Raw genomic sequence first — 25172 nt, 5'->3', positions numbered from 1 at the left:
CTCAGAGGTCGAAGCGCAATTCGGCCGTGTAGGTGCGTTGCGGGTACGGGTGGAAGTTCCAGTAGCGGTCGTTGTTCGCGTTGTCGATGCCGAAGGCCGCCGACCACTGCCTGTCGATCTGGTAGCGGACGCGCAGGTCCACCGTGAAGTAGCGGCTCGCCCCGAAGTAGGCGAAGGCGTTGACGTCGCTGTTGTCGAGGTTCGAGTACTGCCGGCCGCTGTAGCGCGCGGCCACCGTGAAGGCCCAGCGCGCATCGGGCTTGTAGGTGGCGTAGGCCGTGGCGCGCCAGCGCGGCACGCGCGGCTGCCACTTGCCCACCGCCGCCGGAAAGGCCGCGTCGGCCACCGTCTTCGAATCGGCATAGGTCAGGCTGCCGCCGAGATCGAGGCCCTGGATGCCGACGTCCTGCCCGGTGTAGGCAAGCTCCACGCCGGTGGTGCGCATCCGGTCGACGTTCTGCACGCGCGAGACGGTCGAGTTCGGGATCAACTGGCTGTAGAGCGCATTCTTCGTGGTCTCGTGGAACAGCGTGGCACGCAGCAGGCCGTTGCCCAGGTCCTGCTCGGCCGTGAGTTCGCCGGTCCACGACTTCTCGGGCTTCAGGTTCGGGTCGTTGACGAACGAGAGCGCGCCACCCGAGGTCGCGCCATAGAGTTCGCCCACCGTCGGATAGCGCACCGCGCGGCCCACCGAGGCCTTGATCACCGTCGAAGGCGCGAGCTGGAAGGCCAGGGCTGCCTTGGGCGATAGGTCGGACTCGCTGCGCGAGGCATAGGGCTGTGCGCTCGTGGCCGTGGCGGTGAAGCCGTCCGTGGCCTTCCACTTCTCGTAGCGAAGCCCGAGCACGGTCTTCCATCGCGGTGCGAAGGACCATGCGTCCTGCGCCCAGGCACTGAGCGTCCGGCTGCGCCCGCCGACTTGGCTCACGGGCGTGAACGCAGGGCCGTCCCGCCAGTCGCCGAGCACGTTGGTCTTGGCGATGACGAGCTTGTAGGTATCGCGGCCGACACCGAAGTCGACCACGTGCGCGCCGCCCACGCCCTGCGGCCGCCAGGTGCCCTTGGCCGCGAGCGTGTTCCAGCCGGTGCCGCCCTGGTCCTGCAAGGTGCCGGCACCGCCGAGGGCCGCGAGCGGCAGCGCGACCGTGGGCGAGCGCTGCGTGTCCCTGGCGTAGTCGTAGAGGCTGGCGGCCACCTCCCAGTCGAAGGCACCCTGGGTGTTGCTCTTGACGGACAGCCCGTGCATGAAGTGCGTGGCGCGGTCCTCGGTCCACGGAAAGGCCGTGGGCGCGAGCGTGAAGCTGCGCCCGCCGATGTTGACCGGCCCGCTGTAGACCGGCTGGCCGCGTGCATCGACGAGGTAGCTCTCGCTCTGCCCGCTGCCGGCGTTCTGCCACCAGCCGAGCGTGTAGCTCGCGCGCAGCGTGGGCGAGATGTCGTAGGCCAGCTTGAGCTTGGCGTGGTCCTGCACGGTGCGGTACTGCGTGCCCGCGCCGAGGATCAGCCATGGGGCGTTGGTGGTGTTGAGGCCCGGCACCGCGCCGAACACCGGCGTTCCCGCGCCGCCGGCCACGGTGGACGCCAGCGTCGCCGTGGTGAAGGTCAGCGGCTGCCCCTGACTGTCGGTGCGGTTGACGTCGATCCACCAGGACCAGTCGCCGCTGCGGCTGCCCAGCGAGGCGCTGGTCTGCCAGCCGTTGAAGCGCCTCTTCGTGCGGTAGAGCTCGTTGGGCTGCGAGGAGAAGCCCGCCTTCACATGGGCCTCGAGCTTGTCGGGCATGCGCGTCACGTAGTCGACCACCGCGCCCGCCGAGTTGCCCGGGTACGCGGCCGAGAACGGGCCGTACATCACGTCGACCCGCTCGATCTCCTCGGCCGTGACCAGGCCCCAGCGCGGCGCGAAGTTGGTGCCGTTGGCGATGCCGTTGCCCAGGTAGTTCGACAGCAGGATGCCGTCGGCATAGACGGCCGAGCGCGCGCTGTTGCCGGTGCCCGAGGCGCGCGTGGAAAGGATCGCGTGGTTGTAGTCGCCGATGTAGCGCTTGCGCACCAGCAGGCTCGGCAGGTACTTGAGCGCGTCCTCGCTGTCGGTGGCGTTCACGCGCGTCTCGATCTCGGCGCGCGTCACGCCCTCGATGGTGGTGGGAATCTGCGTGGGCAGCGAACTCGGCCGGGCGCCGGTGACCGTGACGATGCCGAGCGACCTGGCGCGCTCGGGCGCGTCCTGGGCCATGGCATCGGTTGCAACGCAGGGAAAGGCCGCGACCAGCGCGAGCGACAGGAGGGACCTGTTCATGAAGGCCGGGCGCGATCTGTAGCGGGAAGTCGCATGTCTCTGTTCTTGTTCGGATGCGCCGGCGCCGCGGCGCGAAAGCGGCAGAGGTTAGTCGCGGCCCGTGGCGCCCCGGAAGGACTTCGTCGGTTAACTCGTTCACCAAAGGTGGGCGCATGCGAGCGGCTTTCGGCGCACCGCGAACGCCGCAAACCCGCATGGATGCTGGTATTTCGCTCGTTGCAGCGCATGCTGCACACGTCCGCGGCGGCGCTGCACCCCGGCGGACGCTTGCCGGATAATTCGCGACCACAACGACAACGAGACACGAGACAAAGTGCGCGAGGCCCACCTCCGAGATCTGATCGCCGTCATCGAAACCGGCAGCGTGCGGTCCGCCGCGCGCAAGCTCGGCCTGGCGCAGGCAGCAGTCAGCAAGAACCTCACCGCGCTCGAGAAATCGCTGGGCGTGCCGCTGCTGGTGCGCTCCGCGCGCGGCGTCGAGCCCACCGAGTTCGGCCGCATCGTGCTGCGCCGCGCGCGCGTGATCGATGCCGAGCTGCGCCATCTGCAGGAGGAGCTCGAGAGCGCCGGCGGCGAGGGCCGCAAGCTGATCACGGTGGGCCTGTCGGCCACGGCCGAGGCCATGCTGCTGCCCACAGCCGTGGCGCGCTTTCGCGAGCACACGCCGAACGCGCTGATCAGCGTGCTCGGCGGCCGCTCGTCGTCGACCATCGCGGCGCTGCGCGAAGCCAGGATCGACTTCGCGGTCGGCCCGCTGCCCACCGACCAGAGCCTGTCCGACCTGCACACCGAGCAGCTGTGCAGTTCCGACATGGGCATCGTCGTGCGCGCGGGCCACCCGGCCGCCGATGCGCGCGACCTGGCCGCGCTCGTGCCCTATGGCTGGCTCTACAGCGTGCAGCAGTCGGGCGGGCCGATGATCGTCACGCTGATGATCCGGCAGGGCCTGCCGGCGCCGACGCTGGTGGCGCATTGCGATTCCTCGAGCGCGCTGGTGTCGATGCTGCTGCAGAGCGACCTCGTCACGCTCAACAGCCTGGGCGGGCTGGAGCCCTTGCGCGAACGCGGTCTGCTCAAGGTCCTGCCCATCAAGCTCGATCTGCCGCCGGCCGTGCAGCACCTCGTGACGCCGACGAAGCGGCCGCTGACCCCCTCGGCCGCGGCGCTGGCCGACGAGTTCCGGCGCGCCTCGCGCAGGCTGCGGCGGTGAACGGCGGCACGCTGGCGACGCGGCGCGCTCTGCTCGCCGCCATCGCGTGCGCCGGCCTGTCCGGCCGCCACGCGCTGGCCGCCAACGACACGGGCCGGCCCCTGCGCATGATCGTGCCGCAGGCCCCGGGCGGCGCCGCCGACTTCATGGCACGGCTGATCGCCCGGGAACTGTCGAGCGTGCTCGACCGCCCGGTGGTGGTCGACAACCGCGCGGGCGGCGGCATGATCGTCGGCACGCAGGCCGTGGCCATGGCCGCGCCCGACGGCAACACCATCGGCATGGTGTTCTCGCCGCATGCCGCCAACGAGGCGATGCGCCAGCAGATGCCCTACGACGCGCTCGACGATTTCGAGCCCCTGTGCCTCGGCGGCCATTCGATCGTCGTGCTGGTCACGCAGCCGGGCTTCGCCGCGCGCGACGTGGCCCAGTTGATCGCGCTGGCAAGGCGCACCGATCCGCCGCTGCAGTACGCGTCGCTGGGCATCGGCTCTGTGTCGCACCTGGCTGGCGAGCTGCTCGCCATCGAGGCCGACGTGACGCTCGAGCACGTGCCCTACAACGGCAGCGCGCAGATCTACCGCGCGCTGCTCAACGGCGATCTGCCGCTGGCCTTCGTCACCCTGGAGAGCGCGCTGCCGCACCTGCAGTCGCGGCGCCTGCGCGCGCTGGGCATCACCAGCGCCCGGCGGGCCGCGTCCTATCCGCAGCTGCCGGCCATCGCGGAGTCGCTGCCCGGCTTCGAGCTGATCGGCTTCTATGGTTTCGTGGCACCGGCGCACACGCCGCCGGTGCAGGTCGAGGCGCTGAGCAGCGCACTCGCCCAGACCCTGCAGACCCCGCAGGTGCACGACCGGCTGGCGGCCGGCGGGGTCGAGGTTTCGGTCGCGCCGCCGGCGGCCTTCGCCGCCTTCCTGCGTCAGCAGATCGACAAGTACGCGGCGCTGTCCAGGCGCACGGGGATCACGCTGGACTGAAGCGGGCCCCGGTCCGGCCCGCTCCCGCTTCGCTCAGCTGCCTTCGATGATCCGCAGATCGCGCTCGGCGCCGTCGCCCAGCGCGACCAGCGCGGCCTGGTAGTCGGGGCTGTCGTGGGTGGCCGTGGCCTGCGCCACGCTGTCGAACTCGATCAGCACGGTGCGTTCGGCCAGGCCGTATTCGTAGGTTTTCGCGGGCAGGCCGCGTGCCAGGAAACGCCCGCCGCCGGCGGCGATGGCCGGACCGGCCAGCTTCGCGTAGGCCGCGAGTTTGTCGGCGTCCTTGACGGCGCGGTATGCACTGACCCAATAGGCTTTTGCCATGTCGATTTCTCTGTAGTTGCCAAAGGCTTTCAATATAGCGGGGCAAGGCGCCTCGCGCCTCGGCCCGGCCGCAAGCCACCTACACTGCACCGGCCAATCTCCTGGCTCGCATCGCACTCCGTCCACTCCACGTCGCGAGGTTCCATGGCTGGTGCAATTTTTCGATGGCGGCGCTGGCGATGGCTGCTGGTGCCTCTGCTGCTGTTCGGCCTCCTGCTGTCGATGAGCGACCCGCTCTATCGGTACGCGGCGGCCCGGACGCCGGCCTTTGCCTTCCCCGCATGCCAGAAGGCCTGGGCCCATCGCGGGTATGCGGCAGCCGGCGGCGAGAACAGCCTCGCGGGCATCGCGGAGGCGTTCAGACGCGGCGCGACCGGCGTGGAGATCGACGTTCTGTTCGACCCCGAGCTCGACGACTTCGTGGTCTCCCACGACCGGCCCTACACCCTGTTCGACGGCCAGCCGCTGCGCCTGGAATCGGTGCTGTCGCGTTTCCCGCGCAGCGGCCTCTTCTGGCTCGATGCGAAGGACCTGCGCAAGCTCTCGCCCTGGACCGCCCACCAGGCGACGCACCGGCTCAGCGCGCTGCTCGATCGCTACGGCCTCACCGAGCGCGCGTTCGTGGAATCGAGCCAGCCGCTGTACCTGTCCTGGCTGGCCGACCAGGGCGTGCACACCAGCTATGCCATCAGCCCCAACGACCGCAAGTACAGCGCGCCGCTGTACCGGCTGCACGCGGCCTTCGTGAAACTGGCCTATGCCTTCGTGGGCGCCGACGCCATCTCGATGACCGCCGCGCGCTACACGCCGGTCACCGCGGCCACCTTCGACGAGGCCGCGATCCTGCTGTCGACCGTCAACGACGCCGGCATGCTGCGATACCTGTCGGCGCGGCCCGAAGTCAAGGTCGTCCTGACGGACGAAGACCACTACGCCGTCACGGCCTGCACCGATCGCCCGCGCCGATGATCGTGGCCACGCGCTACGGGCTCGCGATCTCCCCGCGCTCGACCAGCAGTTGCCGGATGTCCTTCTTCGCGATCTTCCCGTAGCCCGACTTCGGCAAGGCCTCCCAGAAGAACACGTGGTGCGGCCAGCGGTAGCGCGCGCAGCGGCCGTCGAGGTGCGCGATCAGCGCATCGCCGTCGACCTGCGCGCCCTCGCGCCGCACCACCACCGCCACGCCGACCTCGCCCCACTTGGGGTCGGGCACGCCGAGCACCGCCACCTCGGCCACCGCGGGATGGGTGAGCAGCACCTCCTCGACCTCGCGCGGATAGACGTTGGAGCCGCCCGAGATGTACATGTCGGACTCGCGGCCGGTGATGTAGAGCAGGCCGCGCGCATCGAGCCGGCCGAGGTCGCCGGTGTGGAACCAGCCGCCACGCAGCGCCTTGCGCGTGGCCTCCTCGTTGCCGTGGTAGCCCGCGAACACGGCGGGGCCGCGCACGCAGAATCTCGCCGACCTCGCCCGTGGGCAGGCGTTGCAGCTCGGCATCCAGGATCGCCACCTCCATGCCGGTGCGCGCGCGGCCGCACGAGCCGATGTTGGCGTTCGGGTCCTCGTCGTCCGCCGAATGCATGGCGGCCGGCAGCACCGTGATGTTGCCGGTGACCTCGCCGAGCCCGAAGTACTGCACCAGCACCTTGCCGAGCTTCTTCAGCGCGAGCTTCTGGTCGGCGCGGTACATCGGGGCGCCCGCGTAGATCACGTGGCGCAGCGAGCTGTGGTCGTAGCGGTCGACCGCCGGATGCTCGACCAGCATCTTGACGATGGTCGGCACGGTGAAGAGGTTGCTGACGCGATGCGCCTGCACCGAGGCCCAGAAGGCCTCGGGGTCGAGCTTCTCACTGGCCGGCAGCACGGTGGCCGCGCCGCGCGCCACGTTGAGCAGCGCATGGATGCCCGCGCCGTGCGACAGCGGCGCCACCGCGATCGAGCAGTCGTGCTCGGTCGTGCCCGGGATCAGGTCGGCCAGGTGGTTGGCGACCACGAAGGCCATCTGCCCGTGCGTGAGCACGCCGGCCTTGGGCCGGCCGGTGGTGCCCGAGGTGTAGAAGAACCACAGCGGGTCGTCGCGGTCGACGGTCTCGTGCTCGGCCTGCGCCGCGTCGTGTGCCTCGTGCGCGCGCAGCAGGTCTTCGTACGAATGCTCGCCCTCGCGCGCGCGGCCGATCGCGAGCACATGCGCGAGCGCCGGCGAGGCCGCGCGCACCGCGTCGGTGTGGCCGGGGAAGATGTCCTCCACGATCATCGCGACCGCGCCGCTCGACGCGCCGAGGTAGGCCACCTCGGGCGGCGTGAGCCGGAAATTGGTCGGCACCCAGACGCAGCCGAGGCGGAACGCGACCCAGCAGCTCTCGAACATCTGCAGGTTGTTGCGCGACTGCACCAGGATGCGGTCGCCCTTCTTCAATCCGAGCGCGCGCAGCGCCGCGGTCATCGCGGCCACGCGCGCCTCGATCTCGCCCCAGGTCCAGCTGCGGCCGCCCTCCTGGATGAGGCCCGGCCGCTCGGCAAAGAGCGCGGCCGTCTGCGTGAGCAGCCGGCCCAGGTTCATCGCCTGCGCCGCACTCACGAGGCCGGCTCCAGGATGCTGAGGTAGCTCGCCACCGCCGAGCCGCCCATGTTGAACACCGCGCCCATGCGCGTGCGCTCGACCTGCATGCCGCCGGCCGTGCCCGAGAGCTGCATCGCGGCCATCACGTGCTGCGACACGCCGGTGGCGCCGATCGGATGGCCCTTGGACTTGAGTCCGCCCGAGGGATTGACCGGCAGCCGGCCGTCCTTGCGCGTCACGCCGTCGAGGATCACGCGCGCGCCCTCGCCGTGCGGCGCGAGCCCCATGGCCTCGTACTCGAGCAGCTCGGCGATGGTGAAGCAGTCGTGCGTCTCGACGAAGCCCAGGTCGTCGAGCGAGGCGCCGGCCGAGGCCAGGCCCTTGTTCCACGCCATGGCCGCGCCCTCGAACTTCGTCGGATCGCGGCGCGACATCGGCAGGAAGTCGTTGACCTGCGTGCGCGAGCGCCAGCGCACCGCGGGCACCTTGGCGCCCGCGAGCGGCTCGGTCGACAGCACCAGCGCGGCCGCGCCGTCGGACACCAGCGAGCAGTCCGAACGCTTGAGCGGCCCTGACACGAAGGGGTTCTTGTCCGAGGGCGTGCGGCAGAAGTCGAAGCCGAAGTCGCGCCGCATGTGGGCATAGGGGTTGTGCATGCCGTTGGCGTGGTTCTTGGCCGCGATGGCCGCGAGCGCGTCGGACTGGTCGCCGAAGCGCTCGAAGTAGTTGCTCGCAATGCCGCCGAAGATGCCCGCGAAGCCGGCCGGGTCGGCGCCCTCCTCCTTCACGTACGAGCACTTGATCAGCGTGGCCGCCACCTCGGGCGTGCGCAGGCCGTTCATGCGCTCCATGCCGATCACCAGCGTGCGCTTCATGCGGCCCGCGGCCATGGCGTCGAGCGCGGCCCAGATCGCGGCCGAGCCGGTGGCGCAGGCGTTCTCGCAGCGCACGGCCGGCGTGTGGCGGAACTCGGGCATGGCCACCGCGGGCAGCGAGGCCGTGAAGTCCTGGCCGACGAAGCCGGCGTTGAAGTGGCCCACGAAGATGCCGTCGATGTCCTCGGGCGCCACGCCCGCGCTGTCGAGCGCGGGTTGCACGGCGTCGCGGATGAGCTGCTCGAGCTCGGCGTTGTCGAGCTTGCCGAAGGGCGTGTGGCCCCAGCCGACGATGTAGGCGTTGTCGTTGCGCATGATGTCTCCTGGAAGGAATGGAAAGCGGGATTCAGGGCACGGCGGGCCGCGCGGGCACGGGCCGGCCATGACGTTGTACCAAGGTCAGCGCGATCGTGCCGGCCGCGGCCGCGAGCACGCCCGTGGTGAGCGACAGCACGGCGGCGCTGCCGCTGCGGTACATCAGGCCCATCCAGCCGCCGCAGAGGAAGGCCGCGCCCGCGAAGATGAAGCCGCCGAGCGCCGAGGCCGCGCCGGCCTGCAGCGGAAACGGCGTGGCCATGCCGACGTGGCCGCAGGGCTGGTGGATACCGTAGGCCAGCAGCATCAGCCACAGGCCCGCCGTGAGCGTGCCGGCCGTGTGCGCACCGGCAAGCTGCGGCACCACCAGCACCAGCGCCGCCAGCAGCGACAGGAAGCCCGCGCGCCGCACCGAGGTCACGATGCCGTGCGCCGCGATCCAGCGCCGGCACAGCATGGTGCCCGCGAGGTAGGTGACCGAGGCGCCGCCGATCACCAGGCCGAAGCCCACGCGCGAGACGCCGAAGGTTTCGATGAAGAGATAGGCCGAGCTCGAGAAGAAACCGAAGTTGGCCGCGTAGCCGAAGGCGTTGAGCAAAGTCCACGACTGGAAGGCCGGATCGCGCGCGATGCGCGCATAGCCCGCGAGCAACGGGCCGAGGCGCAGCGCATCGGGCTTGAGCGAGCGCGCGGTCTCGGGCACGCGCGCGAGCACCAGCAGCGCGCCGGCCAGGCCGCACAACGCCATCGACCACAGCGTGGCGCGCCAGCCCAGGGTCTGGGCCAGCAGCGCGCCGGTCACGGGGATCAGCATCGTCAGGCAGGCCAGCACCGACATCGCCACCGTCATCACGTGCGTGCCGTGCTGCTGCTCGAACAGGTCGCGCACGATCGCGCGGCCGCAGACCATGCAGGCCGCGATGCCCAGGCCCTGCGCCGCGCGCGCGGCGATCAGCACCTCTATGTTCGGCGCCATCGCGCCCACCGCGGCGCCCACCGCGTACAGCAGGAAGCCCGCCACCAGCACCGGCCGCCGGCCGAAGCGGTCGGAAGCCGGGCCCCACAGCAGCTGGCTCAATCCGAAGCTGAACACCAGCACCGCGAGCGTGAGCTGCACCACGCCCACGCGCGCCGCGTACTCGTTGCGGATCGCGGGCAGCGCCGCGAGGTAGAGGTCGGTGCCCAGCGGCTGGACCGCCGTCGAGAGCGTGACCACGCCGACGACCAGCGCCGGCCCCATCGCCGCGACGGCGGCCGTGCCGGTCTTCACGGACTCAGCGCTCGAGCAGTTCGCGCTCCTGCAGCCAGCCGCGGATCAGCGCCGTGGCTTCCTGCAGCAGCTCGGGCTGGCCGGCGTAGTAGTGGGTCGCGCCCTTCACCACGCGAAAGAGCTTGTCGGGCGAGGCCGCGGCCTCGAACAGCATCCTGGGATGCGTGGTCGGCACTGCGTCGTCGGCGCTGTTCTCGATCACCAGGAGCGGCACGCGGATGCGGCGCGCGCCTTCGAGGCCGTTGCCGCAGGAATCGTCGAGCGACCATTGCGACAGCCAGCTGCGCAAGGTGGTGAAGCGCGCGAGCCCGACCGGCCCGGAGTTCACCGTTTCGGGATTGCCCATATAGCACCAGCGCGGCCGGCGGTCGTTGGGGTCGAGCGTGGGATCGAGAAAGCGCGGATCGGCCAGCGTGCGGTGCACGAGAAAGGGCCGCTCCATCTCGCCGGTGTTGCGCGCCTGGAGCTCGGCCAGCTTCGACCGCGCCCAGGCCGTGATGCGGCGCATGCGGTCGAGTTGCGCCACGCGGTAGCGCTGGATGTAGGCCGGCGAATACGGCGGCTGGTTCGGGTTGCGCGGGTCGTAGATGTCGAACTCGACGTCGCGGTCGTCGGGGTTCAGCTCGTCCTTCACCGAGGGATCGATGGTCTCGGCCAGCAGGTGCGCACGCGAGAGGTGCGCGGCCTGGTAGATCACCGCGTCGGCCGGGATCAGTCCCTTGCCCTTGAGATCGACCGCGTCGCCGGCCGGCGTGTGCGTGATGCGCGGATCCTCGGCCTCGGCCTGGTAGCTCACCGCCAGCGCCCCGCCGCCCGACCAGCCCACCAGCACCACGTGGCGGTAGCCCCAGACCTGCTTCGCATGGCGGATGTAGGCGCTCAGGTCGAGGAACACTTTTTCCATGATCAGCGCCGTGTCGTTGCGCTGGTAGCGGCTGCCCGCGCACAGCACGTGCGCGCCGGTGGCCGCCATCGCGCGCGGCACCGGCAGCAGCTGCAGCGTCGATGCTGGGTGCATGAAGACCATCAGCGTGTCGGACGCCTGGCCCTCGGGCCGGAAGCGGATCGCCTCGAGGTTCACCGCGCCCTGGTTGCCGGAGAAGCCGTAGGTCTCGGTGAAGGCGGCGTGCTCGTCGTACTGGAGGTGCACCCACTCGGTCTGGACGGTGAAGGACTCGGTCATGGGGGGAATGTAGGACTGGGCGGGGGGGATGGCAGTCCCCCGGTGGAGGTACAGGGGCCCGGCCTACCTGGCCGAGTGCGCAATCGGCCTACCCGCGCGCCGCCCCGGTCGCCGCAATCACGATCCCCGCCAGCACGGCCAGCAGCCCCGCGACAAGGTTCCACCGCAGCGGCTCCGCCAGCAGCCAGGCGCCCACCAGCCCCGCCGCCACCGGATTGACCGTCACCGAGATCGCCACGCGCGTGGGCGTGGTGCGGCCCAGCGCGAAAGCCCAGAGGAAGAAGACGATCGCACCGCCGAACACGCCGAGGTAGGCGATGGCCAGCCACTGGGCCGTGCCGAAGGAAGCCACGGGCGCGAAGCTTCCGCCCTGCCAGGCGATACCAGTGAGGCACAGCGCGCCGACCGCCATCGCCAAGGCGGTGAAGGTCAGCGGCCCCGAACGACGGATCAGCGGGCGCGAGCCCACGCTGTAGAACGCCATGCACAGCGCGGCCGCGAGCATCAGCAGGTCGCCGCGCCAGGCATCGGGCGGTGCGGTGCGCAATCCCGACAGCAGCGCCAGCCCCACGCCCGCCATCGCGACCAGCACGCCGACCGTCTTGCGCCGCGTGAAGGGCTCGACGCGCAGCAGGCCCGCCACGGCCATGGTGAGCAACGGCAGCGCTGACAGCGCCAGCGCGCCGCGCGCGGCGGTCGTGTGGTGCAGCGAGGCATTGAAGAGCAGCGGGAACAGACCGAAGAACAGCAGCCCCAGCCCGGCGGCCGCAGGCCAGTCGCGCGGCGCGGGCCACGACTCGCCGGAACGCAGCAGCGCCATCGGCAGCAAGAGGCAGAAGCCGATGCCGAAGCGGAAGGCGCCGAGCGCCACTGGATCGATGGCGCCCGCGACATAGCGCGTTGCGCCCACCGCGGCGCCGCCCAGCGCGCTGGACAGCATCGCGGCCGCGATGCCCAAGAGTTCTCCCACGCTCGTGCTCCCTTGTCGATGAAGTGACAGCAGCGTAGGCAGCCCTCTATCATCAATCAATGGAATTTATTTGGTCGCCCTGATCAACAAATCGAATGAGCATCCCGACGCTCGACCCCGAGCTGCTGAAGGCCTTCGTGGCCGTGGCCGACCATCGCTCCTTCACGCGCGCGGCAACCGCGCTGAACCGCACGCAGTCGGCCGTGAGCATGCAGATCAAGCGGCTCGAGGAGCGGCTGGGCACCGCGCTCTTTCACCGCACCAAGGTCAACGTCGAGCTGAGCCTCGCGGGCGAGGGCCTACTCGGCTATGCGCGCCGCATCCTGCTGCTCAACGACGAGGCGGTGGGCCATCTGCAGCAGCACAAGGTCGAGGGCCGCGTGCGGCTCGGCGTCATGGACGACTACGGCAGCTTCGTCGTGCCGCCCGTGCTCGCCAGCTTCGTGGCCGCGTACCCGCGCATCCACATCGAGATGGAGACCGGCCTGACCGCGCGCATGCCCGAGCGGCTGGGCGAAGACTTCGACCTCGTGATCGCGATGCATCCCGAAGGCCAGGGCGGCGGCGAGTTGCTGCGACGCGAACAGGCGGTCTGGGCCACGGCCGTTTCTCAATCGGTGGAATCGCAGGACCCGCTGCCGGTTGCGCTCTATCCGCAGGGCTGCCTGTTCCGCCAATGGGCGACCGAGGCGCTCGATGCGTCGGGGCGACCATGGCGACTGGCCTTCGTGAGCCACAGCCTCGCAGCCGTGGAATCCATCGCGGCGCAGGGACTGGCGGTGACGGTGGTGAAGTCGGGCACCTTTCCGCCGAGGCTGCGGGCGCTGTCGGAACGCGATGGCATGCCGCGGTTGCCTGGGGCGGATATACGGCTGCATCGGGCGACTGGTCTGTCGCGGGCGGCTGGGTTGTTGGCGGATCACATCGCGGGGGCCATTGCGCTCTGACTGGCGCGATCAGTTGGCAGCCCTTGCGAATAGCGAGGACAGGATAGGACCTGTCTCCTAAGCGGGCCGCGAAATCGCGGCCCGCAGACCGGCCCTTACCCGCCAGTCTCGAGCGCGCCACGTCGCGCCGTCTCGCTCAACTGAAACAGCTCCCCGGCTTTGCGAGCGAGCTCCGCCGCGAGCCAGAGCAGGTTGTCCAGGTGGCGAGGCCCTTCGCCGCTGCACCAATCGATGTCCTTTCCGTGGGAGGCCCACAGAAGCGCTTCGAGTTGGGAGAGAGCGTTTTCGAGGAGATCCGCCGGGTTTTGGGCGGTTTCTCCGGAAGATACCGGCGTGCGACGCCGGGCTATAGTCTTGGTAGCCATTTTTGTGCGTTTCCTTTCTAGGGTGTTGCACGAACTTGGTTAGACGGCTGGGGTGCTCTAACACCCTGGCCGTCGCCTTTTGATACCTCGCATCTGCATCGCTGCTTTGGCAACGACGACCTGCCGCGAGGCGGGCAGTCTTTGAACATCTCGGAGGATTGGTGGGTTGCGCCTTTCTGCTTCCCTAGGTGGGGTCGCGAGTGAGAGGGGCATCCACTCTAGGGAAGAAGTGGGCGGGTTGCCTTGCCGCTCGACACGAAGTCGCGGCAACCGCCAACAAATGCAGCTTCCGCGATGCGCGGAGCGCGGACCTCGAAGAGGCAGTGGCGGGCCGGTCCCGATCGGCGTGAGCGCCGGAAGAAAAGCCGGCCCCATAAGCCGGGTCGATTCAGTTCACCCTGTGCTGTTAGCCTCACATGGTCGGCAGGACCTCTGCCACGCCAACTCCGGCCATCGCGCCGAATTTCAGAACTGAACTCACTATGACCAGCCCGCTCTACAACGCCTCCATCCCCGTCATGCAGCAGATGCTGCGCGCCATGTCCGACGTGCTCAAGAAGGCCGAAGACCACGCGACGCAGAAGAACATCGATCCAAATGCGCTGCTGCAGGCGCGGCTGTTCCCTGACATGTTTCCGCTGGTACGTCAGGTACAGATCGCCGCGGACTTCTCCAAAGGCATTGCCTCCCGCCTGGCTGGTGCCGAGGTGCCGTCCTGGCCCGACACCGAGGTCAGCTTCGCCGACCTGCAAGCGTTGATCGCCAAAGCTTTGGCCCACATCGGCTCCTTCAAGCCTCAGCAATTTGATTCAAGCGAAAGCCGCGAGATCGTATTGCGCCCTGGCACCCCCAAGGAAAAGAAGCTGACCGCAAATGCATATCTTCTGCACTACGGACTGCCGCAGTTTTTCTTCCACGTGACCACCACCTATGCCATCTTGCGCCACAACGGTGTTGAGGTCGGTAAGCGTGACTACATGGGTGCCTACTGACCCAAGACAGATAGAACTCGGGCCACTGCCGCTCCATAGCAACTAGAGCCTCCGTCGCTGCACGATTTCGGGTGACTGTGGATGGATGCTCTATCGAGCCTTAATTTGCTTGGCGGCTGGTCAACGCTGACCGAATGTCTGTTGCGTGAGGCTGTGAATTACGCAGCCGACTCGTTGCGGGCGTTTGACGTTGTCTGCCAACCTACGGCTACCATGAGATGAAAAATGAACGTAGAAACCTTGTATCCAGTTCTTGGACTTTCGGCCACGTCCCTAGACGTGCAAACGGCGTTCACTAATCTCGATATTGACTTGACTTCCGAACTCGAACTTCCAGAGGATGATTTCAGAGCCTACATCGAGCGCCCGGCAGCAGGAGTCGCGTTTTCATTCACGGACGAAGCATGGTTTCTAGGAATAGCAGATCAACCACTCAGAGTTGGTCCTCTTTTCTTCAACGTTATCTTCTTCTACTCCGACGGCGTAGATGGTTATTCCCAATACAGCCACGCTTTACCCTTTGGTCTGACATTCTCCGATGACTCTGGATCGGCGAGAAAGAAGCTGGGCGAGCCTGAATGGATTCGGCGGACAAACGATGGGAAGATAGGGGCAGACAGGTGGGAAGTCAGTCAGAAGCGTCGCCTCCATGCGACGTATGGTCCCGCTGGGCGACTCCACACACTGATCTATAGCTTGCCAGATGCCAACTTGCGAAATACCTGAGGCTACACAGATCCGCATCAAAGCAGTTGGCAAGTTGTATGGCGCGCGGTGTCGATAGCTCCGGACATTGCCGGAGGCTTGCCAATTTTCCCATTGACGCTGACAGCCGAGCCACCAAGACTGACCTCAACATTACCGAGGTTCTATACGAGTCGGGAGCGGTCCACTCGCCATACCGGCCACCGAATAATCGAAAGAAATCGCCCCATCTGCCGAAGCCAAGCGGCAAGCCGCATGGTCTTCTCCCGGGGGGAACAATCAAAACGACGGATGTCATGGTGCCAGTCTTCGGTCGTGCTGGCGTACTCGGACACGCTGACAGTCCCAAAGAACGACTCGAGCTTGGAAAGCTCAGGATGAGCGGTCCATTTGATAGGTGGCGTGGGTGGCGAATGGACAAATAAGACCAAGACTGGTAGCAGGCGCTCTCTGATTAATCACGATCACGAAATGAACGAGCCGTCCTCGCCACAGCAGTCGCAGCCGATACCAAGACCGCGATCACGGCTGCCAACGTCAGCAACAGCCCTCCAACGACTGAGAATATGGTGATGCTCCCGCCCGAAAACGAAATGACCCCGAGGCTTGCCAGCAACGTGGCGAGCAACCATGCGAAAGTGGACAGGCGCTGACCCGGGGCGCGAAATCCGTAGACAAGGCATGCAAGGCTCAGCACGCCAAGAGGCGCAAACAGCACGACGATTTCAGATCCCATGCGCCACTTCGGTTTGGGTTGCAACAGGCCTGATCATTGAAGTCGGCGTTGCCGAAATGGAATCCGCACTTCGACCTGCCCTATGTGCTTCACGCTCGCTCATCCAATGAATTCCAAGCATGGTCAGCAAGCACTATGACTACAGCGCCTTCTTCATGTACGCCACGTAGAAACCCTGGATGTAGTCATCGATCCGCCCGAACTCTTCATAGCCCTGCTTGAGATAAAACTCACGCGCCTGCCATTCGAAGGTGTTCAACGTCGCATTGCGGGCACCCAGCTCGCGGGCTTTCTCTTCCGCCGTCGCGAGCAGCCTTCCGCCCAGGCCTCGATCCCGAGCCGCGTCATCCACGAACAGCAGCTCCACGTTCAGCCATTGGAGAAAAACGAATCCGCGCAACCCACCCACGAGCCCACCCGCGTCGTCCTTGGCACTGACCCAGACCGGCTGCACCTGCCCGTACTCACCGACAAAGCGGTAGTTGAACTGGCGCATGCGGCGTCCCAACTCGCCCGAGTGGACTTCTTCGGCCGTGGGGGTGTAGATCTCGAAGTTGCTCATGGGCCGACAACCAGCTTCCGACCGGCGACCCCGATCAAAGCCACCGCGAAGCGGCGTCCGATGCGTCCGTACCGGCCGGCGCACGCGACGCGATGAGCGTCGCGGCGAAGTAGGCCCCGACAACCGCCACCAAGGGCCGGACCACTTCCGCGCCTCCTGGCACTAGATGCCAGGGCAGGTTGAACACAGCGATGGCCCCCAGACCGGTGACCAATCCGAGTCGTGAGCCTTGCCGATACAGCGTCAAGGTTCGGCCGAGGCACGGTATCGTGAATGCGGGTTCTCCGCGCAGGCGTTGCAGCAGTGGCATGGGTGGTCTCCTCGTGTTCATGCTTCCCTGCGCGCATCGTGCCACATGGCCGCCAAGGCGACACCTCGAAACTTCATGCGCCCAAAAGCAACAAGGCGCCCCGTTCGCACGGAGCGCCTTGTTGCCGGCGTAGTCCCAACTACCTCGGTGTCAACCCGCATCCGACCGAACGCATGGCGGGGAGAACACGAGGACGCTGGCCCGCATCAAGCGGCGTTCATCAGCCCTTCATGGCCTTGATGTCGACCTTGGCCTTGTCGTGATCGGCCTTGGCCTGGTTCACGCAAGCGCTCTTGGCATCGCCCGACTGGTCATCGCACTTTTCCTTGGCGACTTCGTAGGTGGCCGTGGCCTTCTCTTCCGCGACCTTCTTGGCGTGGCCGGCGGTGGGCTTGTATTGCTGTTCGAGTTCGGCCTTGGCCACGTTCTCCGTGCCCTTGGCCTGCTTCTCGCAAACGTCCTTGGCGTTGTCCTTCATCGTGTCGCACTGGGCCTTGGCGACCTTGTAGTCGGCCTCGATCTTTTCCTTGGCGACCTTGTACTGGTCCTTGGTCATGCCGTCGGCCGCGTTGGCTGCGCCCATGGCGAAGAAGGACGATGCGATGGCGAGAACGAGAAGATGTTTTTTCATGAGAGGCCCCTGTCTGGTTGAGTGTCTTTGTCACCGAGCCGCCCTGTGCGGCTGCAGTGAATGCACTCTAGGAAAACAGGGGTGGCGAGCAGGTAGGACGACGGCGCTCGGGCGGCTAGGCAGAGGCCACGGCTGCGCGCAAGCGCAGAGAGGGCGCGATCAGTTCTGCACCGTGACCCACACGGCCTGCGGGTCGCATTGCCGCGCGCATGCGAACACGTAGACCTCGTTGCCCAGAAAGAGCACATAGCCTCGGGCCGAAGAACCGTCGGGCTGCTCGGGTGCATCGGGCAGCTTGAGAAACTGGAAGCTGTCGCTGACCTGGCACACGAATTCCATCGGCGAACCGCACGAACAGGTGAAGCGTTCTTCGTCCTGCACCCATTCGGGCTCGCCACCCACCGCGATGCGGTAGTACTCGTCGTCGGGCGCATCGGCCACCACGAGCTCGGCGGTCTGCAGAACGGGGGGACTGGGCACACGATGCATGACCCGCGGCTTCTCGAGCGATGCGAACCAGTGGCCTTCGCCCTGGTCCCAATAGGCCGGCGGCAGCGCCTCGAAGGACTCGAAGCTCGGGATCTCGTTGTGCTCGGGGCACATCAGCACCGACAGCCGGCTTCCCTCGACAAACGGCAGCTCGGCCGCGCGAGGGAGCGTGAACTGGAGGAAGGGAATCATCTGCCGATCGCACTGGGTGCAACACGGCAGCCCCTGGCCCTCGGGCGCCAGATAGGCACCGCCCACGGAGTCCTGAGGAGATTCGCTGTCGAAGCGCAGGTTGAAGAATTTCTTCGGCACGTTTTCTTTCCTTGGGTCGGGTCGTCAGGGCTGCTGCACGATCTGGATCTCGTTGCCCGCCGGGTCGCGCAGCGTCGCGAGAATCCCGCCCCATTGCTGCCGCTCGGGAAGTCCGCTGAACGCGACGCCGAGCGACGAGAGTTCCTTGTACTTCGCGTCGATGTCCGTCACGTCGAAGGACAACCCCGTGAAGCGTCCCACGAGCACCTGGTCTTCCGTCGGGGCGTCCGCGTCGACGCGTTCGACCACCAGGCTCAACGGCCCCGCGCCGAACACGCAGTAGCCATGTTCGCGCCCATCGGCCTTCAGTGGCAGGCCCAGCGTCTGTTCGTAGAAACGGGCGGCATCGCCGAGGTTCTGGACGAAGATTCGCGCGGTGTGAAGTTCCATGGTGCCTCCCCCAGGGCTGTGTGGTGCGGTCGAACGGCATCCTAAACGCGTGCCTCGATCAAGGACAAGCAACATCGTCAGCGGCGACCGCGCACCGCTCCCTTCACGGAATCAACAACACCGACCCCACCGTCCTCCCCTGCTCCACGTCCGCATGCGCCAGCGCCGCATCGGCCAGCGCATAGGTCCGGCTCACCTCGACCTTCAGCGCGCCGCTGCGCACCAGGTCGAACAGCTCTCCGCAGGCCTGGGCCCGAGTCTCCGGCGTGATGGCATGAAAACCGAAGCCCGGCCGGTGCAGCGCGAGGCAGCCCTTCTGCGCCAGCAGCATCAGGTCGAAGGGCGGCACGGGGCCCGAGGCGTTGCCGTAGTTCACGACGGCGCCGAAGGGGCGCATGCAGTCGAAGGAAGGAATGAAAGTGTCCTTGCCGACGCCGTCGAAGACGGCCGCCAGGCCCTGCGGCGCGAGCTGCTTGGTGGCGGCCACGAAATCCTCCTGGCGGTAGAGGATGGTGTGGTCGCAGCCGTGCGCGCGCGCGAACTCGGCCTTGGCCTGCGAGCCGACGGTGCCGATCACGGTGGCGCCCAGGTGATGGCTCCATTGCGCGAGCAGGCTGCCAACGCCGCTCGCGGCGGCATGCACGAGGATGGTGTCGCCGGGCTGCGGCCGGTGGCAGCGGTGGATGACCACCGAGGCGGTCAGCCCCTTGAGCAGCATGGCGGCGGCCTGGCGGTCGTCAATGTCGTCGGGCAGGCGCACCAGGCAGTCGGCCGGCAGGTTGCGCGCCTCGGCGTAGGCGCCCGTGTCCTGGAAGAACAGGCCGCCGGTGCCGGCATAGGCCACGCGGTCGCCCGCGCGCCATTCGGTGACCTCGGCGCCCACGGCCTCCACCACGCCGGCGGCCTCGTTGCCGAGGATGACGGGGAAGCGCGGTCCGCGGCCGAGGTAGAAACCGCCGTTGCGCACGTTGATGTCGGAGAAGTTGAGGCCGATGGCGGTGTGGCGCACGCGCACTTGGCGCGGCGCGGGCGGAGGGAGTTCGAGGTCAAGGGCTTCGAGGACCTCGGGCCCGCCGTGGCGATGGATGGCGATGGATTGCATGCCGCCGAGTGTGCGCACGCGGCGCCCGTCGCGCCCGTCCCCTCCGAGGGGACTGACACCAGGACGAGCGCGCCCGACAGTGGCGCCATGACCAAGGCCACCTTCATCTGCGCCGACGGCGCCCGCCGCGACGTCGACGTTCCCGTCGGCACCAACCTCATGCGCGCCGCCTGCGACCACGGCATCGACGAGATCGTCGGCGACTGCGGCGGCTCGCTCAGTTGCGCCACCTGCCATGTCTTCGTGGAAGACGGCCCCGCGGACGCACTGCCCGCCATGGCCTCGACCGAGGACCAGATGCTCGACTACACGGCCGCGCCGCGCCAGGCCACGAGCCGGCTCTCGTGCCAGCTCGTGATGAGCGCGGCGCTCGACGGCCTGGTGCTGCGCATCGCCAACCCGCAGGTCTGACGCCATGACCGCGAACTGGCTGCAACTGGAAGACAAGGTCTGCGTGGTCACCGGCGCGGCCGGCGGCATCGGCATCGAGATCGCGCGCGAACTCGCGTCGGTGGGCGCCAGGGTGGCGCTGCTCGACCGCGACGAGGCGGGCGCGGCCCGCGCCGCGGCCGACATCGCGGAAAGCGGCGCGCGCGCGATCGCGCTGGGCTGCGACATCACCGACAAGGCCGACGTGGAACGCGCCGCGGCCGCGGTCGAGCGCGAGCTCGGGCGCTGCGACGTGCTGGTGAACAACGCGGCCACGATCTACGCCGCGGCGCTGATGGACATCGACATCGAGCGCTGGCACCGGCTGATGGCGGTGAACCTCGACGGCTTCCTGCTGTGCGCGCAGGCCTTCGGCCGCCAGATGATCGCCGCGGGCGGCGGCAGTATGGTGCACGTGGCCTCGATCTCGGGGCGCGTGCCGCAGCCCTACAGCGGCCCCTACAGCATCAGCAAGGCGGGCGTGAAGATGCTGTCGCAGCTGCTGGCGGTGGAGCTCGGCGAGCACCGCATCCGCAGCAACGTGGTGAGCCCGGCGATGGTGCGCACGCCGCTCACCGAGGGCATCTACACCCAGCCCGAGGTGCTCGCGAAGCGCGAGGCGATCGTGCCGGCCGGACGCATCAGCGGACCGAAGGACATCGCCGAGGTGGTGGCCTTCCTGGCCAGCCCGCGCTCGGGCTACGTGAACGGGCAGGACCTGCTGGTCGACGGCGGCCTCAGCACCGCCTGGCTGTCGCTGATTCCCCGCCCCGGCTTCGAGAAGCAGGACGCGCAGGCCCGATGACCCGCGTGCGGCCCGGTGGCCTGGCGGCGTTGGCCACGGTGCATTGCTGCAGCAGCGCGATGATGCGCGTCTGCGACCCGATGCTGCCCGCGCTGGCGCAGACCTTCGGCGTCACCACCGGCCGCGCGGCGCTCACGGTGTCGGTCTACGCGGTGGCCTATGGGCTGCTGCAGCTGCTGTTCGGCCCGCTCGGCGACCGCTTCGGCAAGCGCCGCACCATCGGCTTCGCGGCGCTGGGCTGCGTGGCCGGCAACCTGCTCGCGCTGGCGGCGATGAGCCTCGAGATGCTCGTGGTGGCGCGCTTCCTCGCCGGTGCCGCTGCGGCCGGCATCATCGCGCTGGTGCTGGCCTGGGTCGGCGACACCGTGCCCTACGCCGAGCGGCAGCCGGTGCTGGCGCGCTTCCTGATGCTGTCGCTGGGCGGGATGATCGCCGGACAGTGGGTGTCGGGCGTGCTCACCGAATGGCTGGGCTGGCGCGCGGTGTTCGCGCTGCTGGCCGTGGTGTTCTGCGTCGGCGGGCTCGCGATCAGCCTGAACCGCGAGGTGCGCGCCGAGCCGGTGCGCGCGCCCTCCGGCCATGGCCATGGGCATCTGCGCGACATCCTGCGCGTGCTGGCCGAGCCCTGGGCGCGCTGGATGCTGCTGGTGGTGATGGCCGAGGGCGCCTTCGCCTTCTCGGGCCTGGCCTTCCTGCCGGCCTTCCTGGTGCGCGAATACGGCCTCGGGCTCTCGAGCGCGGCGGGCGTGGTGGTGCTCTATGGCGTGGGCGGCTTCTTCTATGCCTTCGCGGCGCGCCGGTTGCTGGCGGTGTTCGGCGAAGGCGGGCTGGTGCTGGGCGGCGGCATCGCGCTGGGGCTGGGCTGGCTGGTGCTCGCGCTCGGCCAGCACTGGGCGCTGGCGCTGCCGGCCTGCCTGGTGGCGGGCCTGGGCTTCTACGCGCTGCACGGCACCTTGCAGACCCATGCCACGCAGATGGTGCCCGCGCTGCGCGGCACCGCGGTCAGCCTGTTCGCCTCCACCATGTTCCTCGGCATCGCGCTCGGGGTGGCCGTGGCCTCGGCGGCGGTGGACCGCATCGGCACGCGGCCGGTGTTCCTGGCCTGCGCGGCCGCGTTGCTGGCGATCGGCGTGGGCTTCGCGCTGAGCCTGCGGCAGCGGGCGGCGGCGAATCCGCGCCCGGCCGGCTGAGCACTCACACGCTGTCCCGGCGCACCGTGCGTTGCCCGCCGTCGCGCCCGATCTCCTCGCGCACGCGCAGCCAGCCCGCGCGCCAGTCCTCGAAGTCGACCACGATTGCGCGCGCATCCTCCGACACGTGGTCGCGCCACAGCAGTCGCGCCGCGCCGCCCTCCAGGCGCACGAGGTAGGCTTCCTCGCCATCGAAGAGTTCGGTTGCCTCGGGCAGCGCGGAATAAGGGCGCGAATCGGTGCCGGCGACGGCGAATGCGAGGTGCACTTCTCCACGGTGCCAGGCGGCGAGATCGGCGAACAGGTCTTCGGCCGGCGCTTGCGCCACGCCGGGCAGCAAGGCCTGCCGCGCCGTTCTCTCGAGCATGTCGTCGATCGCCGCCTGGACCAGCCCGACGACCGACCAGACATCGGGGTCGCCGATCTCGCCGGCTCCGGTGTCGAGGCGGACCTGGCAGAAGCGATGCGTGCCGTCGGACGAGGCGCGCACATCGACGTGCCAGGCCAAGGGGACGGTGTTTTTCTCGGTCATCACCCGCAGGGTACTTCCATGTGCGCCGTTCCCGGTGGCGAGCACCGCCACGCGCCGTCTTTCGCGTTCGCCGCGTCCCTATGCAGAATGCGTTCCTCGCCCACGCGCGGCCATCGCGAAGGGCAACGACAAGAACCAGGAGCAGCACGAATGACGAAGCCGGATTCGAAGACGGACCTCCCGATCTCGGAGCAGATCGACCGCAAGATCGCCGAGCTCGGCGACTGGCGCACCCAGACGCTGGGCCGCATGCGGCAGCTGATCAAGGAGGCCGATCCGGAGATCGTCGAGGAACTCAAGTGGATGGGCACGCCGACCTGGTCGCACGACGGCATCGTCTGCACCGGCGAGTCGTACAAGGGGAAGGTGAAGCTGACCTTCGCCAAGGGCGCCTCGCTCGCGGATGCGGCCGGCCTGTTCAACGCGAGCCTCGAGGGCAATGCGCGGCGCGCGATCGACATCGGCGAAGGCGAGACGGTCGATGCGCAGGCCTTCAAGGCGCTGTTCCAGGAAGCGGTGGCGTTCAACGTGACGAAGAAGGCGGCGAAGGCGAAGCGCCCGGCATAGCCCGCCGCGGACGAAAGCTCAGTCGCCGATGCCCACCAGCTGCCGCGGATACCGCCGGGCCTCGAGCTCGTCGACCAGCGCGCAGGCGAAGTCCGCATACGAGATACCGCTGCGGCCGTGCACATCGCTGACCAGCGCCCCGACCGCGCAACGGTAGCGGCCGCTGCGCTCGCCCGGCGCGATGCGCGCGGCGGACGCCAGGCAGGTCCAGTCGAGCCCCGAGGCGGCGAGCAGGGCCACCGCTTCCTCGTGCGCCCTCACCTTCGGCAGCAGTTCGGCCGGGAAGTCCGCCGTGTCGGCCAGCCGCCGGCCCGGCGCCACCGCAAGGCCGCCCGCACCGCCCACGGTGACGATGCGCGCGACGCCCGCGGTGCGCACCGCCTGCAGCATCGAGGCCGTGGCGCGCACCAGCAGCGGCGCCACCTCGGCCGGCGCGCCATAGGCGCTGACCAACACGTCCTGCCCCTGCAAGCCTCGCGCGAGCGCCTCCGCATCGAACACGTCGAACTCGGCGCGCGGCAAGGGCCGCAGCAGGTGGCCGCGGCGCGCGGCCTCGAGCGCCACATGCCGTCCCACGCGCCCGGTGCCGCCCACCAGCGCGATCTTCAGCGGCGCCATCAGGCGATGCGGCCCAGCCCGGCGCGGATGGTCGCGCCCGGCGCGGGCTCGAGCAGGTTGACCTCGGCGCGCTGGAACAGCGCCGTGCCATGGCGCGCGCGCTGCGCTCCGAACTCGGCCTGCAGCGCGGCATCGCGATCCAGCCGCTGGCGGCCCGCATGCCAGGCCGCGGCGTCGGGCCAGGCGTAGAGCAGCACGACCTTCTGCATGCCGGCGCCGGCCGCCATGTCCCACACGGCGAGCACGCGCGCGCCGGCCTCGCGCACGCGCGGCAGCCAGGTCTCGTGCAGGAACACATTGGCGTTGGCGTTCTGCCCGGGCGCGATCTGCTGCTGCACCAGCTCGTGCAGGCCGCCCACCGGCACGGCGGCGTCGGCTCCCGCGAGCGCCGGCCAGGCGACGTTCGGCTTCAGGAAGAACAGGTCGTGGCGTTCCACCATCTCGTGGCCCGCGTTGGTCTCGGCGCGCACGCGCCACCACTCGGCGTCGGCATAGAAGCTGGCCCACACGGCCTCGCGGTGCGCGTAGTCGCGGTAGGCCATCAGGTAGACGAAGCGCGGTGCGTCGGGGCCGGCCACGGCCTGCCAGCGCGCGACGCAGTCGACGCCGTGCTTCTCGAACAGGGCCGGGAAATGGTGGTTGAAGCGGTCGTGCACGTCGGCCATGCGGCCCGGTGCCACCGAGTAAAGACGCAGTTCGTGGATCATGGCCGCCACCATAGCCATGGCACGGCGGCTGTCTGTCCCGCCGCAGGGGGGCATACCGCGCGCGGGGCGCTGCCTATGCTGGCCGGCGGCGGGCACCGCGCCCGCAACTACTACAACAACCCGACCCGCGCACCATGGCCAAGCTCACCATCGTCTACTACAGCAGCACCGGCCACACCTGGCGCATCGCCCAGGCCATCGAGGAAGGCGCGCGCGCCATGGGCGCCGAAACGCGCCTGCGCAAGGTGCGCGAACTCGCGGGCGCCGAGGCCATCGATGCCAAGCCGGCCTGGAAGGAACACCTGGAGGCCACGCGCGAGGTGCCCGAGGCCACGCCCGACGACCTCTCCTGGGCCGACGGCTTCGTGTTCGGCACGCCCACGCGCTTCGGCCTGCCGGCCGCGCAGCTCAAGCAGTTCATCGACACGCTGGGCCCGCTGTGGGCCGCGGGCGGACTGCAGGACAAGGTGGCGGGCGCCTTCACGGGGGCCGGCAACCTGCACGGCGGGCAGGAATCGACGCTGCTCGCGCTGCACAACATCTTCTATCACTGGGGTTCGGTCATCGTGCCGGTGGGCTACACCGACAAGCGGATCCCGGCGGCCGGCGGCAACCCCTACGGCAGCAGCTTCAGCGACGGCCGCGGCCAGGGCCTGCCCGCGGAGAAGCTCGACGCCGCGCGCTACCAGGGCGAGCGGCTCGCGCGCTTCGCGGGCGTGCTGGCGGCGGCCCGCGCACAGGCCGCCGGCTGAGGCAGGCGGTTCCGATGCCCGTGCTAGTCTCGTGCGGATGGTCCCGCCCT

At 68.8% G+C, this 25172-nt stretch carries 28 protein-coding genes and 1 pseudogene; 11 read left to right on the top strand and 18 right to left on the bottom strand.

The features are described 5' to 3' along the window. Window position 1: 1 nt before the first annotated feature. Complete coding sequence (locus AC1HIL_RS39875; RefSeq protein ID WP_479669420.1) at window positions 2-2296, bottom strand: TonB-dependent receptor; 2295 nt, start codon at window positions 2294-2296, stop codon at window positions 2-4. A 313-nt stretch (window positions 2297-2609) separates the two neighbouring features. Here AC1HIL_RS39875 and AC1HIL_RS39870 point away from each other — a divergent pair, with 313 nt between their 5' ends. Together AC1HIL_RS39870 and AC1HIL_RS39865 are read left to right on the top strand one after the other, a co-directional pair. Further along, on the top strand, window positions 2610-3506 hold the full coding sequence (locus tag AC1HIL_RS39870; protein ID WP_479669421.1) for a LysR family transcriptional regulator: 897 nt from the start codon (window positions 2610-2612) through the stop codon (window positions 3504-3506). Next, complete coding sequence (locus AC1HIL_RS39865; protein ID WP_479669422.1) at window positions 3503-4483, top strand: tripartite tricarboxylate transporter substrate-binding protein; 981 nt, start codon at window positions 3503-3505, stop codon at window positions 4481-4483. Before AC1HIL_RS39870 ends, AC1HIL_RS39865 begins: the two co-directional genes overlap by 4 nt. Before the next feature lie 33 nt (window positions 4484-4516). Here AC1HIL_RS39865 and AC1HIL_RS39860 read toward each other — a convergent pair whose 3' ends face one another. Further along, a complete protein-coding gene (locus AC1HIL_RS39860) occupies window positions 4517-4807 on the bottom strand; it encodes a DUF1330 domain-containing protein (protein ID WP_057594164.1) in 291 nt (96 codons plus the stop codon). Between the two features lie 189 nt (window positions 4808-4996). Here AC1HIL_RS39860 and AC1HIL_RS39855 point away from each other — a divergent pair, with 189 nt between their 5' ends. Next, window positions 4997-5776 (top strand): glycerophosphodiester phosphodiesterase, encoded by a 780-nt coding sequence (locus AC1HIL_RS39855; protein WP_479669423.1) that lies wholly within the window; start codon window positions 4997-4999, stop codon window positions 5774-5776. A gap of 13 nt (window positions 5777-5789) precedes the next feature. Here the strand turns inward: AC1HIL_RS39855 and AC1HIL_RS39850 are convergent. From AC1HIL_RS39850 to AC1HIL_RS39830, 5 genes and pseudogenes are all read right to left on the bottom strand, one after another. After that, window positions 5790-7368: pseudogene (locus AC1HIL_RS39850) on the bottom strand (acyl-CoA synthetase). A gap of 14 nt (window positions 7369-7382) precedes the next feature. Further along, a complete protein-coding gene (locus AC1HIL_RS39845) occupies window positions 7383-8558 on the bottom strand; it encodes an acetyl-CoA acetyltransferase (protein ID WP_479669424.1) in 1176 nt (391 codons plus the stop codon). 31 nt (window positions 8559-8589) lie between these two features. After that, the gene (locus tag AC1HIL_RS39840) at window positions 8590-9828 is read right to left on the bottom strand and encodes an MFS transporter (RefSeq protein WP_479669425.1); all 1239 of its coding nucleotides are present in this window, start codon (window positions 9826-9828) and stop codon (window positions 8590-8592) included. Between the two features lie 4 nt (window positions 9829-9832). Further along, window positions 9833-11011 carry an alpha/beta hydrolase gene (locus AC1HIL_RS39835; protein WP_479669426.1) on the bottom strand — a complete coding sequence of 393 codons (1179 nt, stop codon included), beginning with the start codon at window positions 11009-11011 and terminating at the stop codon, window positions 9833-9835. Window positions 11012-11099: 88 nt separating this feature from the next. Further along, the gene (locus tag AC1HIL_RS39830; RefSeq protein ID WP_479669427.1) at window positions 11100-11981 is read right to left on the bottom strand and encodes a DMT family transporter; all 882 of its coding nucleotides are present in this window, start codon (window positions 11979-11981) and stop codon (window positions 11100-11102) included. A gap of 95 nt (window positions 11982-12076) precedes the next feature. On the opposite strand from AC1HIL_RS39830, the gene AC1HIL_RS39825 reads away from it, so the two are divergent. Beyond that, window positions 12077-12928, top strand: a complete 852-nt coding sequence (locus AC1HIL_RS39825) for a LysR family transcriptional regulator (protein WP_479669428.1) — start codon at window positions 12077-12079, stop codon at window positions 12926-12928. 95 nt (window positions 12929-13023) lie between these two features. Here the strand turns inward: AC1HIL_RS39825 and AC1HIL_RS39820 are convergent, their stop codons facing one another. After that, entirely contained in the window at window positions 13024-13293 is a 270-nt protein-coding gene (locus AC1HIL_RS39820; protein WP_479669429.1) for a hypothetical protein, read from the bottom strand. Between the two features lie 482 nt (window positions 13294-13775). Between AC1HIL_RS39820 and AC1HIL_RS39815 the strand changes: the two genes are divergently transcribed. Together AC1HIL_RS39815 and AC1HIL_RS39810 are read left to right on the top strand one after the other, a co-directional pair. Beyond that, window positions 13776-14285, top strand: coding sequence for a DUF1993 domain-containing protein (locus tag AC1HIL_RS39815; RefSeq protein WP_479669430.1), 510 nt, complete (start codon window positions 13776-13778; stop codon window positions 14283-14285). A 225-nt stretch (window positions 14286-14510) separates the two neighbouring features. Then, window positions 14511-15011: a hypothetical protein gene (locus AC1HIL_RS39810; RefSeq protein ID WP_479669431.1), complete on the top strand. Its 501-nt coding sequence runs from the start codon at window positions 14511-14513 to the stop codon at window positions 15009-15011. A 433-nt stretch (window positions 15012-15444) separates the two neighbouring features. Here AC1HIL_RS39810 and AC1HIL_RS39805 read toward each other — a convergent pair whose 3' ends face one another. From AC1HIL_RS39805 to AC1HIL_RS39775, 7 genes are all read right to left on the bottom strand, one after another. Further along, window positions 15445-15726, bottom strand: a complete 282-nt coding sequence (locus AC1HIL_RS39805; protein ID WP_479669432.1) for a hypothetical protein — start codon at window positions 15724-15726, stop codon at window positions 15445-15447. A 139-nt stretch (window positions 15727-15865) separates the two neighbouring features. Beyond that, entirely contained in the window at window positions 15866-16288 is a 423-nt protein-coding gene (locus tag AC1HIL_RS39800; RefSeq protein WP_479669433.1) for a GNAT family N-acetyltransferase, read from the bottom strand. A 34-nt stretch (window positions 16289-16322) separates the two neighbouring features. Beyond that, the gene (locus AC1HIL_RS39795) at window positions 16323-16598 is read right to left on the bottom strand and encodes a hypothetical protein (protein ID WP_479669434.1); all 276 of its coding nucleotides are present in this window, start codon (window positions 16596-16598) and stop codon (window positions 16323-16325) included. A 220-nt stretch (window positions 16599-16818) separates the two neighbouring features. Continuing rightward, window positions 16819-17229 carry a hypothetical protein gene (locus AC1HIL_RS39790; protein WP_479669436.1) on the bottom strand — a complete coding sequence of 137 codons (411 nt, stop codon included), beginning with the start codon at window positions 17227-17229 and terminating at the stop codon, window positions 16819-16821. Between the two features lie 159 nt (window positions 17230-17388). After that, entirely contained in the window at window positions 17389-18030 is a 642-nt protein-coding gene (locus tag AC1HIL_RS39785) for a hypothetical protein (protein WP_479669437.1), read from the bottom strand. Window positions 18031-18054: 24 nt separating this feature from the next. Further along, entirely contained in the window at window positions 18055-18420 is a 366-nt protein-coding gene (locus AC1HIL_RS39780) for a VOC family protein (protein WP_479669438.1), read from the bottom strand. Between the two features lie 103 nt (window positions 18421-18523). Then, window positions 18524-19522 carry a quinone oxidoreductase family protein gene (locus AC1HIL_RS39775; protein WP_479669439.1) on the bottom strand — a complete coding sequence of 333 codons (999 nt, stop codon included), beginning with the start codon at window positions 19520-19522 and terminating at the stop codon, window positions 18524-18526. 87 nt (window positions 19523-19609) lie between these two features. Here AC1HIL_RS39775 and AC1HIL_RS39770 point away from each other — a divergent pair, with 87 nt between their 5' ends. Genes AC1HIL_RS39770 through AC1HIL_RS39760 form a run of 3 tightly spaced genes read left to right on the top strand, consistent with a single transcriptional unit; the run spans window position 19610 to window position 21946 of the window. Beyond that, on the top strand, window positions 19610-19933 hold the full coding sequence (locus AC1HIL_RS39770) for a 2Fe-2S iron-sulfur cluster-binding protein (protein ID WP_057594183.1): 324 nt from the start codon (window positions 19610-19612) through the stop codon (window positions 19931-19933). Between the two features lie 4 nt (window positions 19934-19937). Beyond that, window positions 19938-20756, top strand: coding sequence for an SDR family NAD(P)-dependent oxidoreductase (locus AC1HIL_RS39765; RefSeq protein WP_203206908.1), 819 nt, complete (start codon window positions 19938-19940; stop codon window positions 20754-20756). Then, window positions 20753-21946, top strand: coding sequence for an MFS transporter (locus AC1HIL_RS39760; RefSeq protein WP_479669440.1), 1194 nt, complete (start codon window positions 20753-20755; stop codon window positions 21944-21946). The genes AC1HIL_RS39765 and AC1HIL_RS39760 overlap by 4 nt, the downstream gene beginning before the upstream one ends. A 4-nt stretch (window positions 21947-21950) precedes the next feature. Here the strand turns inward: AC1HIL_RS39760 and AC1HIL_RS39755 are convergent, their stop codons facing one another. Beyond that, window positions 21951-22529 carry a hypothetical protein gene (locus AC1HIL_RS39755; protein ID WP_479669441.1) on the bottom strand — a complete coding sequence of 193 codons (579 nt, stop codon included), beginning with the start codon at window positions 22527-22529 and terminating at the stop codon, window positions 21951-21953. 99 nt (window positions 22530-22628) lie between these two features. Here AC1HIL_RS39755 and AC1HIL_RS39750 point away from each other — a divergent pair, with 99 nt between their 5' ends. Next, the gene (locus tag AC1HIL_RS39750; protein ID WP_296726866.1) at window positions 22629-23045 is read left to right on the top strand and encodes a DUF1801 domain-containing protein; all 417 of its coding nucleotides are present in this window, start codon (window positions 22629-22631) and stop codon (window positions 23043-23045) included. Between the two features lie 18 nt (window positions 23046-23063). Here the strand turns inward: AC1HIL_RS39750 and AC1HIL_RS39745 are convergent, their stop codons facing one another. After that, entirely contained in the window at window positions 23064-23663 is a 600-nt protein-coding gene (locus AC1HIL_RS39745; RefSeq protein ID WP_479669443.1) for an NAD(P)-dependent oxidoreductase, read from the bottom strand. Further along, window positions 23663-24370: an NIPSNAP family protein gene (locus tag AC1HIL_RS39740; RefSeq protein ID WP_479669444.1), complete on the bottom strand. Its 708-nt coding sequence runs from the start codon at window positions 24368-24370 to the stop codon at window positions 23663-23665. Before AC1HIL_RS39740 ends, AC1HIL_RS39745 begins: the two co-directional genes overlap by 1 nt. A 134-nt stretch (window positions 24371-24504) precedes the next feature. Here AC1HIL_RS39740 and wrbA point away from each other — a divergent pair, with 134 nt between their 5' ends. Further along, a complete protein-coding gene (gene wrbA, locus AC1HIL_RS39735; protein WP_057594190.1) occupies window positions 24505-25122 on the top strand; it encodes an NAD(P)H:quinone oxidoreductase in 618 nt (205 codons plus the stop codon). Window positions 25123-25172: the final 50 nt, after the last annotated feature.

The sequence above is a fragment of the Variovorax sp. ISS6 genome, assembly GCF_056523145.1.
Note: the sequence above shows the minus strand (reverse complement) of the source record. Positions and strands in the feature narration are given on the sequence as shown.

What these genes read in the sequence shown, in the direction of transcription:
- AC1HIL_RS39790 (WP_479669436.1), bottom strand. Translation starts at nt 17,229, where the DNA reads ATGAAAAAACATCTTCTCGTTCTCGCCATCGCATCGTCCTTCTTCGCC.
- AC1HIL_RS39740 (WP_479669444.1), bottom strand. Translation starts at nt 24,370, where the DNA reads ATGATCCACGAACTGCGTCTTTACTCGGTGGCACCGGGCCGCATGGCC.
- AC1HIL_RS39825 (WP_479669428.1), top strand. Translation starts at nt 12,077, where the DNA reads ATGAGCATCCCGACGCTCGACCCCGAGCTGCTGAAGGCCTTCGTGGCC.
- AC1HIL_RS39800 (WP_479669433.1), bottom strand. Translation starts at nt 16,288, where the DNA reads ATGAGCAACTTCGAGATCTACACCCCCACGGCCGAAGAAGTCCACTCG.
- AC1HIL_RS39795 (WP_479669434.1), bottom strand. Translation starts at nt 16,598, where the DNA reads ATGCCACTGCTGCAACGCCTGCGCGGAGAACCCGCATTCACGATACCG.
- AC1HIL_RS39750 (WP_296726866.1), top strand. Translation starts at nt 22,629, where the DNA reads ATGACGAAGCCGGATTCGAAGACGGACCTCCCGATCTCGGAGCAGATC.
- AC1HIL_RS39815 (WP_479669430.1), top strand. Translation starts at nt 13,776, where the DNA reads ATGACCAGCCCGCTCTACAACGCCTCCATCCCCGTCATGCAGCAGATG.
- AC1HIL_RS39860 (WP_057594164.1), bottom strand. Translation starts at nt 4,807, where the DNA reads ATGGCAAAAGCCTATTGGGTCAGTGCATACCGCGCCGTCAAGGACGCC.
- AC1HIL_RS39780 (WP_479669438.1), bottom strand. Translation starts at nt 18,420, where the DNA reads ATGGAACTTCACACCGCGCGAATCTTCGTCCAGAACCTCGGCGATGCC.
- AC1HIL_RS39820 (WP_479669429.1), bottom strand. Translation starts at nt 13,293, where the DNA reads ATGGCTACCAAGACTATAGCCCGGCGTCGCACGCCGGTATCTTCCGGA.
- AC1HIL_RS39805 (WP_479669432.1), bottom strand. Translation starts at nt 15,726, where the DNA reads ATGGGATCTGAAATCGTCGTGCTGTTTGCGCCTCTTGGCGTGCTGAGC.
- AC1HIL_RS39770 (WP_057594183.1), top strand. Translation starts at nt 19,610, where the DNA reads ATGACCAAGGCCACCTTCATCTGCGCCGACGGCGCCCGCCGCGACGTC.
- AC1HIL_RS39845 (WP_479669424.1), bottom strand. Translation starts at nt 8,558, where the DNA reads ATGCGCAACGACAACGCCTACATCGTCGGCTGGGGCCACACGCCCTTC.
- wrbA (WP_057594190.1), top strand. Translation starts at nt 24,505, where the DNA reads ATGGCCAAGCTCACCATCGTCTACTACAGCAGCACCGGCCACACCTGG.
- AC1HIL_RS39835 (WP_479669426.1), bottom strand. Translation starts at nt 11,011, where the DNA reads ATGACCGAGTCCTTCACCGTCCAGACCGAGTGGGTGCACCTCCAGTAC.
- AC1HIL_RS39810 (WP_479669431.1), top strand. Translation starts at nt 14,511, where the DNA reads ATGAACGTAGAAACCTTGTATCCAGTTCTTGGACTTTCGGCCACGTCC.
- AC1HIL_RS39765 (WP_203206908.1), top strand. Translation starts at nt 19,938, where the DNA reads ATGACCGCGAACTGGCTGCAACTGGAAGACAAGGTCTGCGTGGTCACC.
- AC1HIL_RS39775 (WP_479669439.1), bottom strand. Translation starts at nt 19,522, where the DNA reads ATGCAATCCATCGCCATCCATCGCCACGGCGGGCCCGAGGTCCTCGAA.
- AC1HIL_RS39760 (WP_479669440.1), top strand. Translation starts at nt 20,753, where the DNA reads ATGACCCGCGTGCGGCCCGGTGGCCTGGCGGCGTTGGCCACGGTGCAT.
- AC1HIL_RS39875 (WP_479669420.1), bottom strand. Translation starts at nt 2,296, where the DNA reads ATGAACAGGTCCCTCCTGTCGCTCGCGCTGGTCGCGGCCTTTCCCTGC.
- AC1HIL_RS39745 (WP_479669443.1), bottom strand. Translation starts at nt 23,663, where the DNA reads ATGGCGCCGCTGAAGATCGCGCTGGTGGGCGGCACCGGGCGCGTGGGA.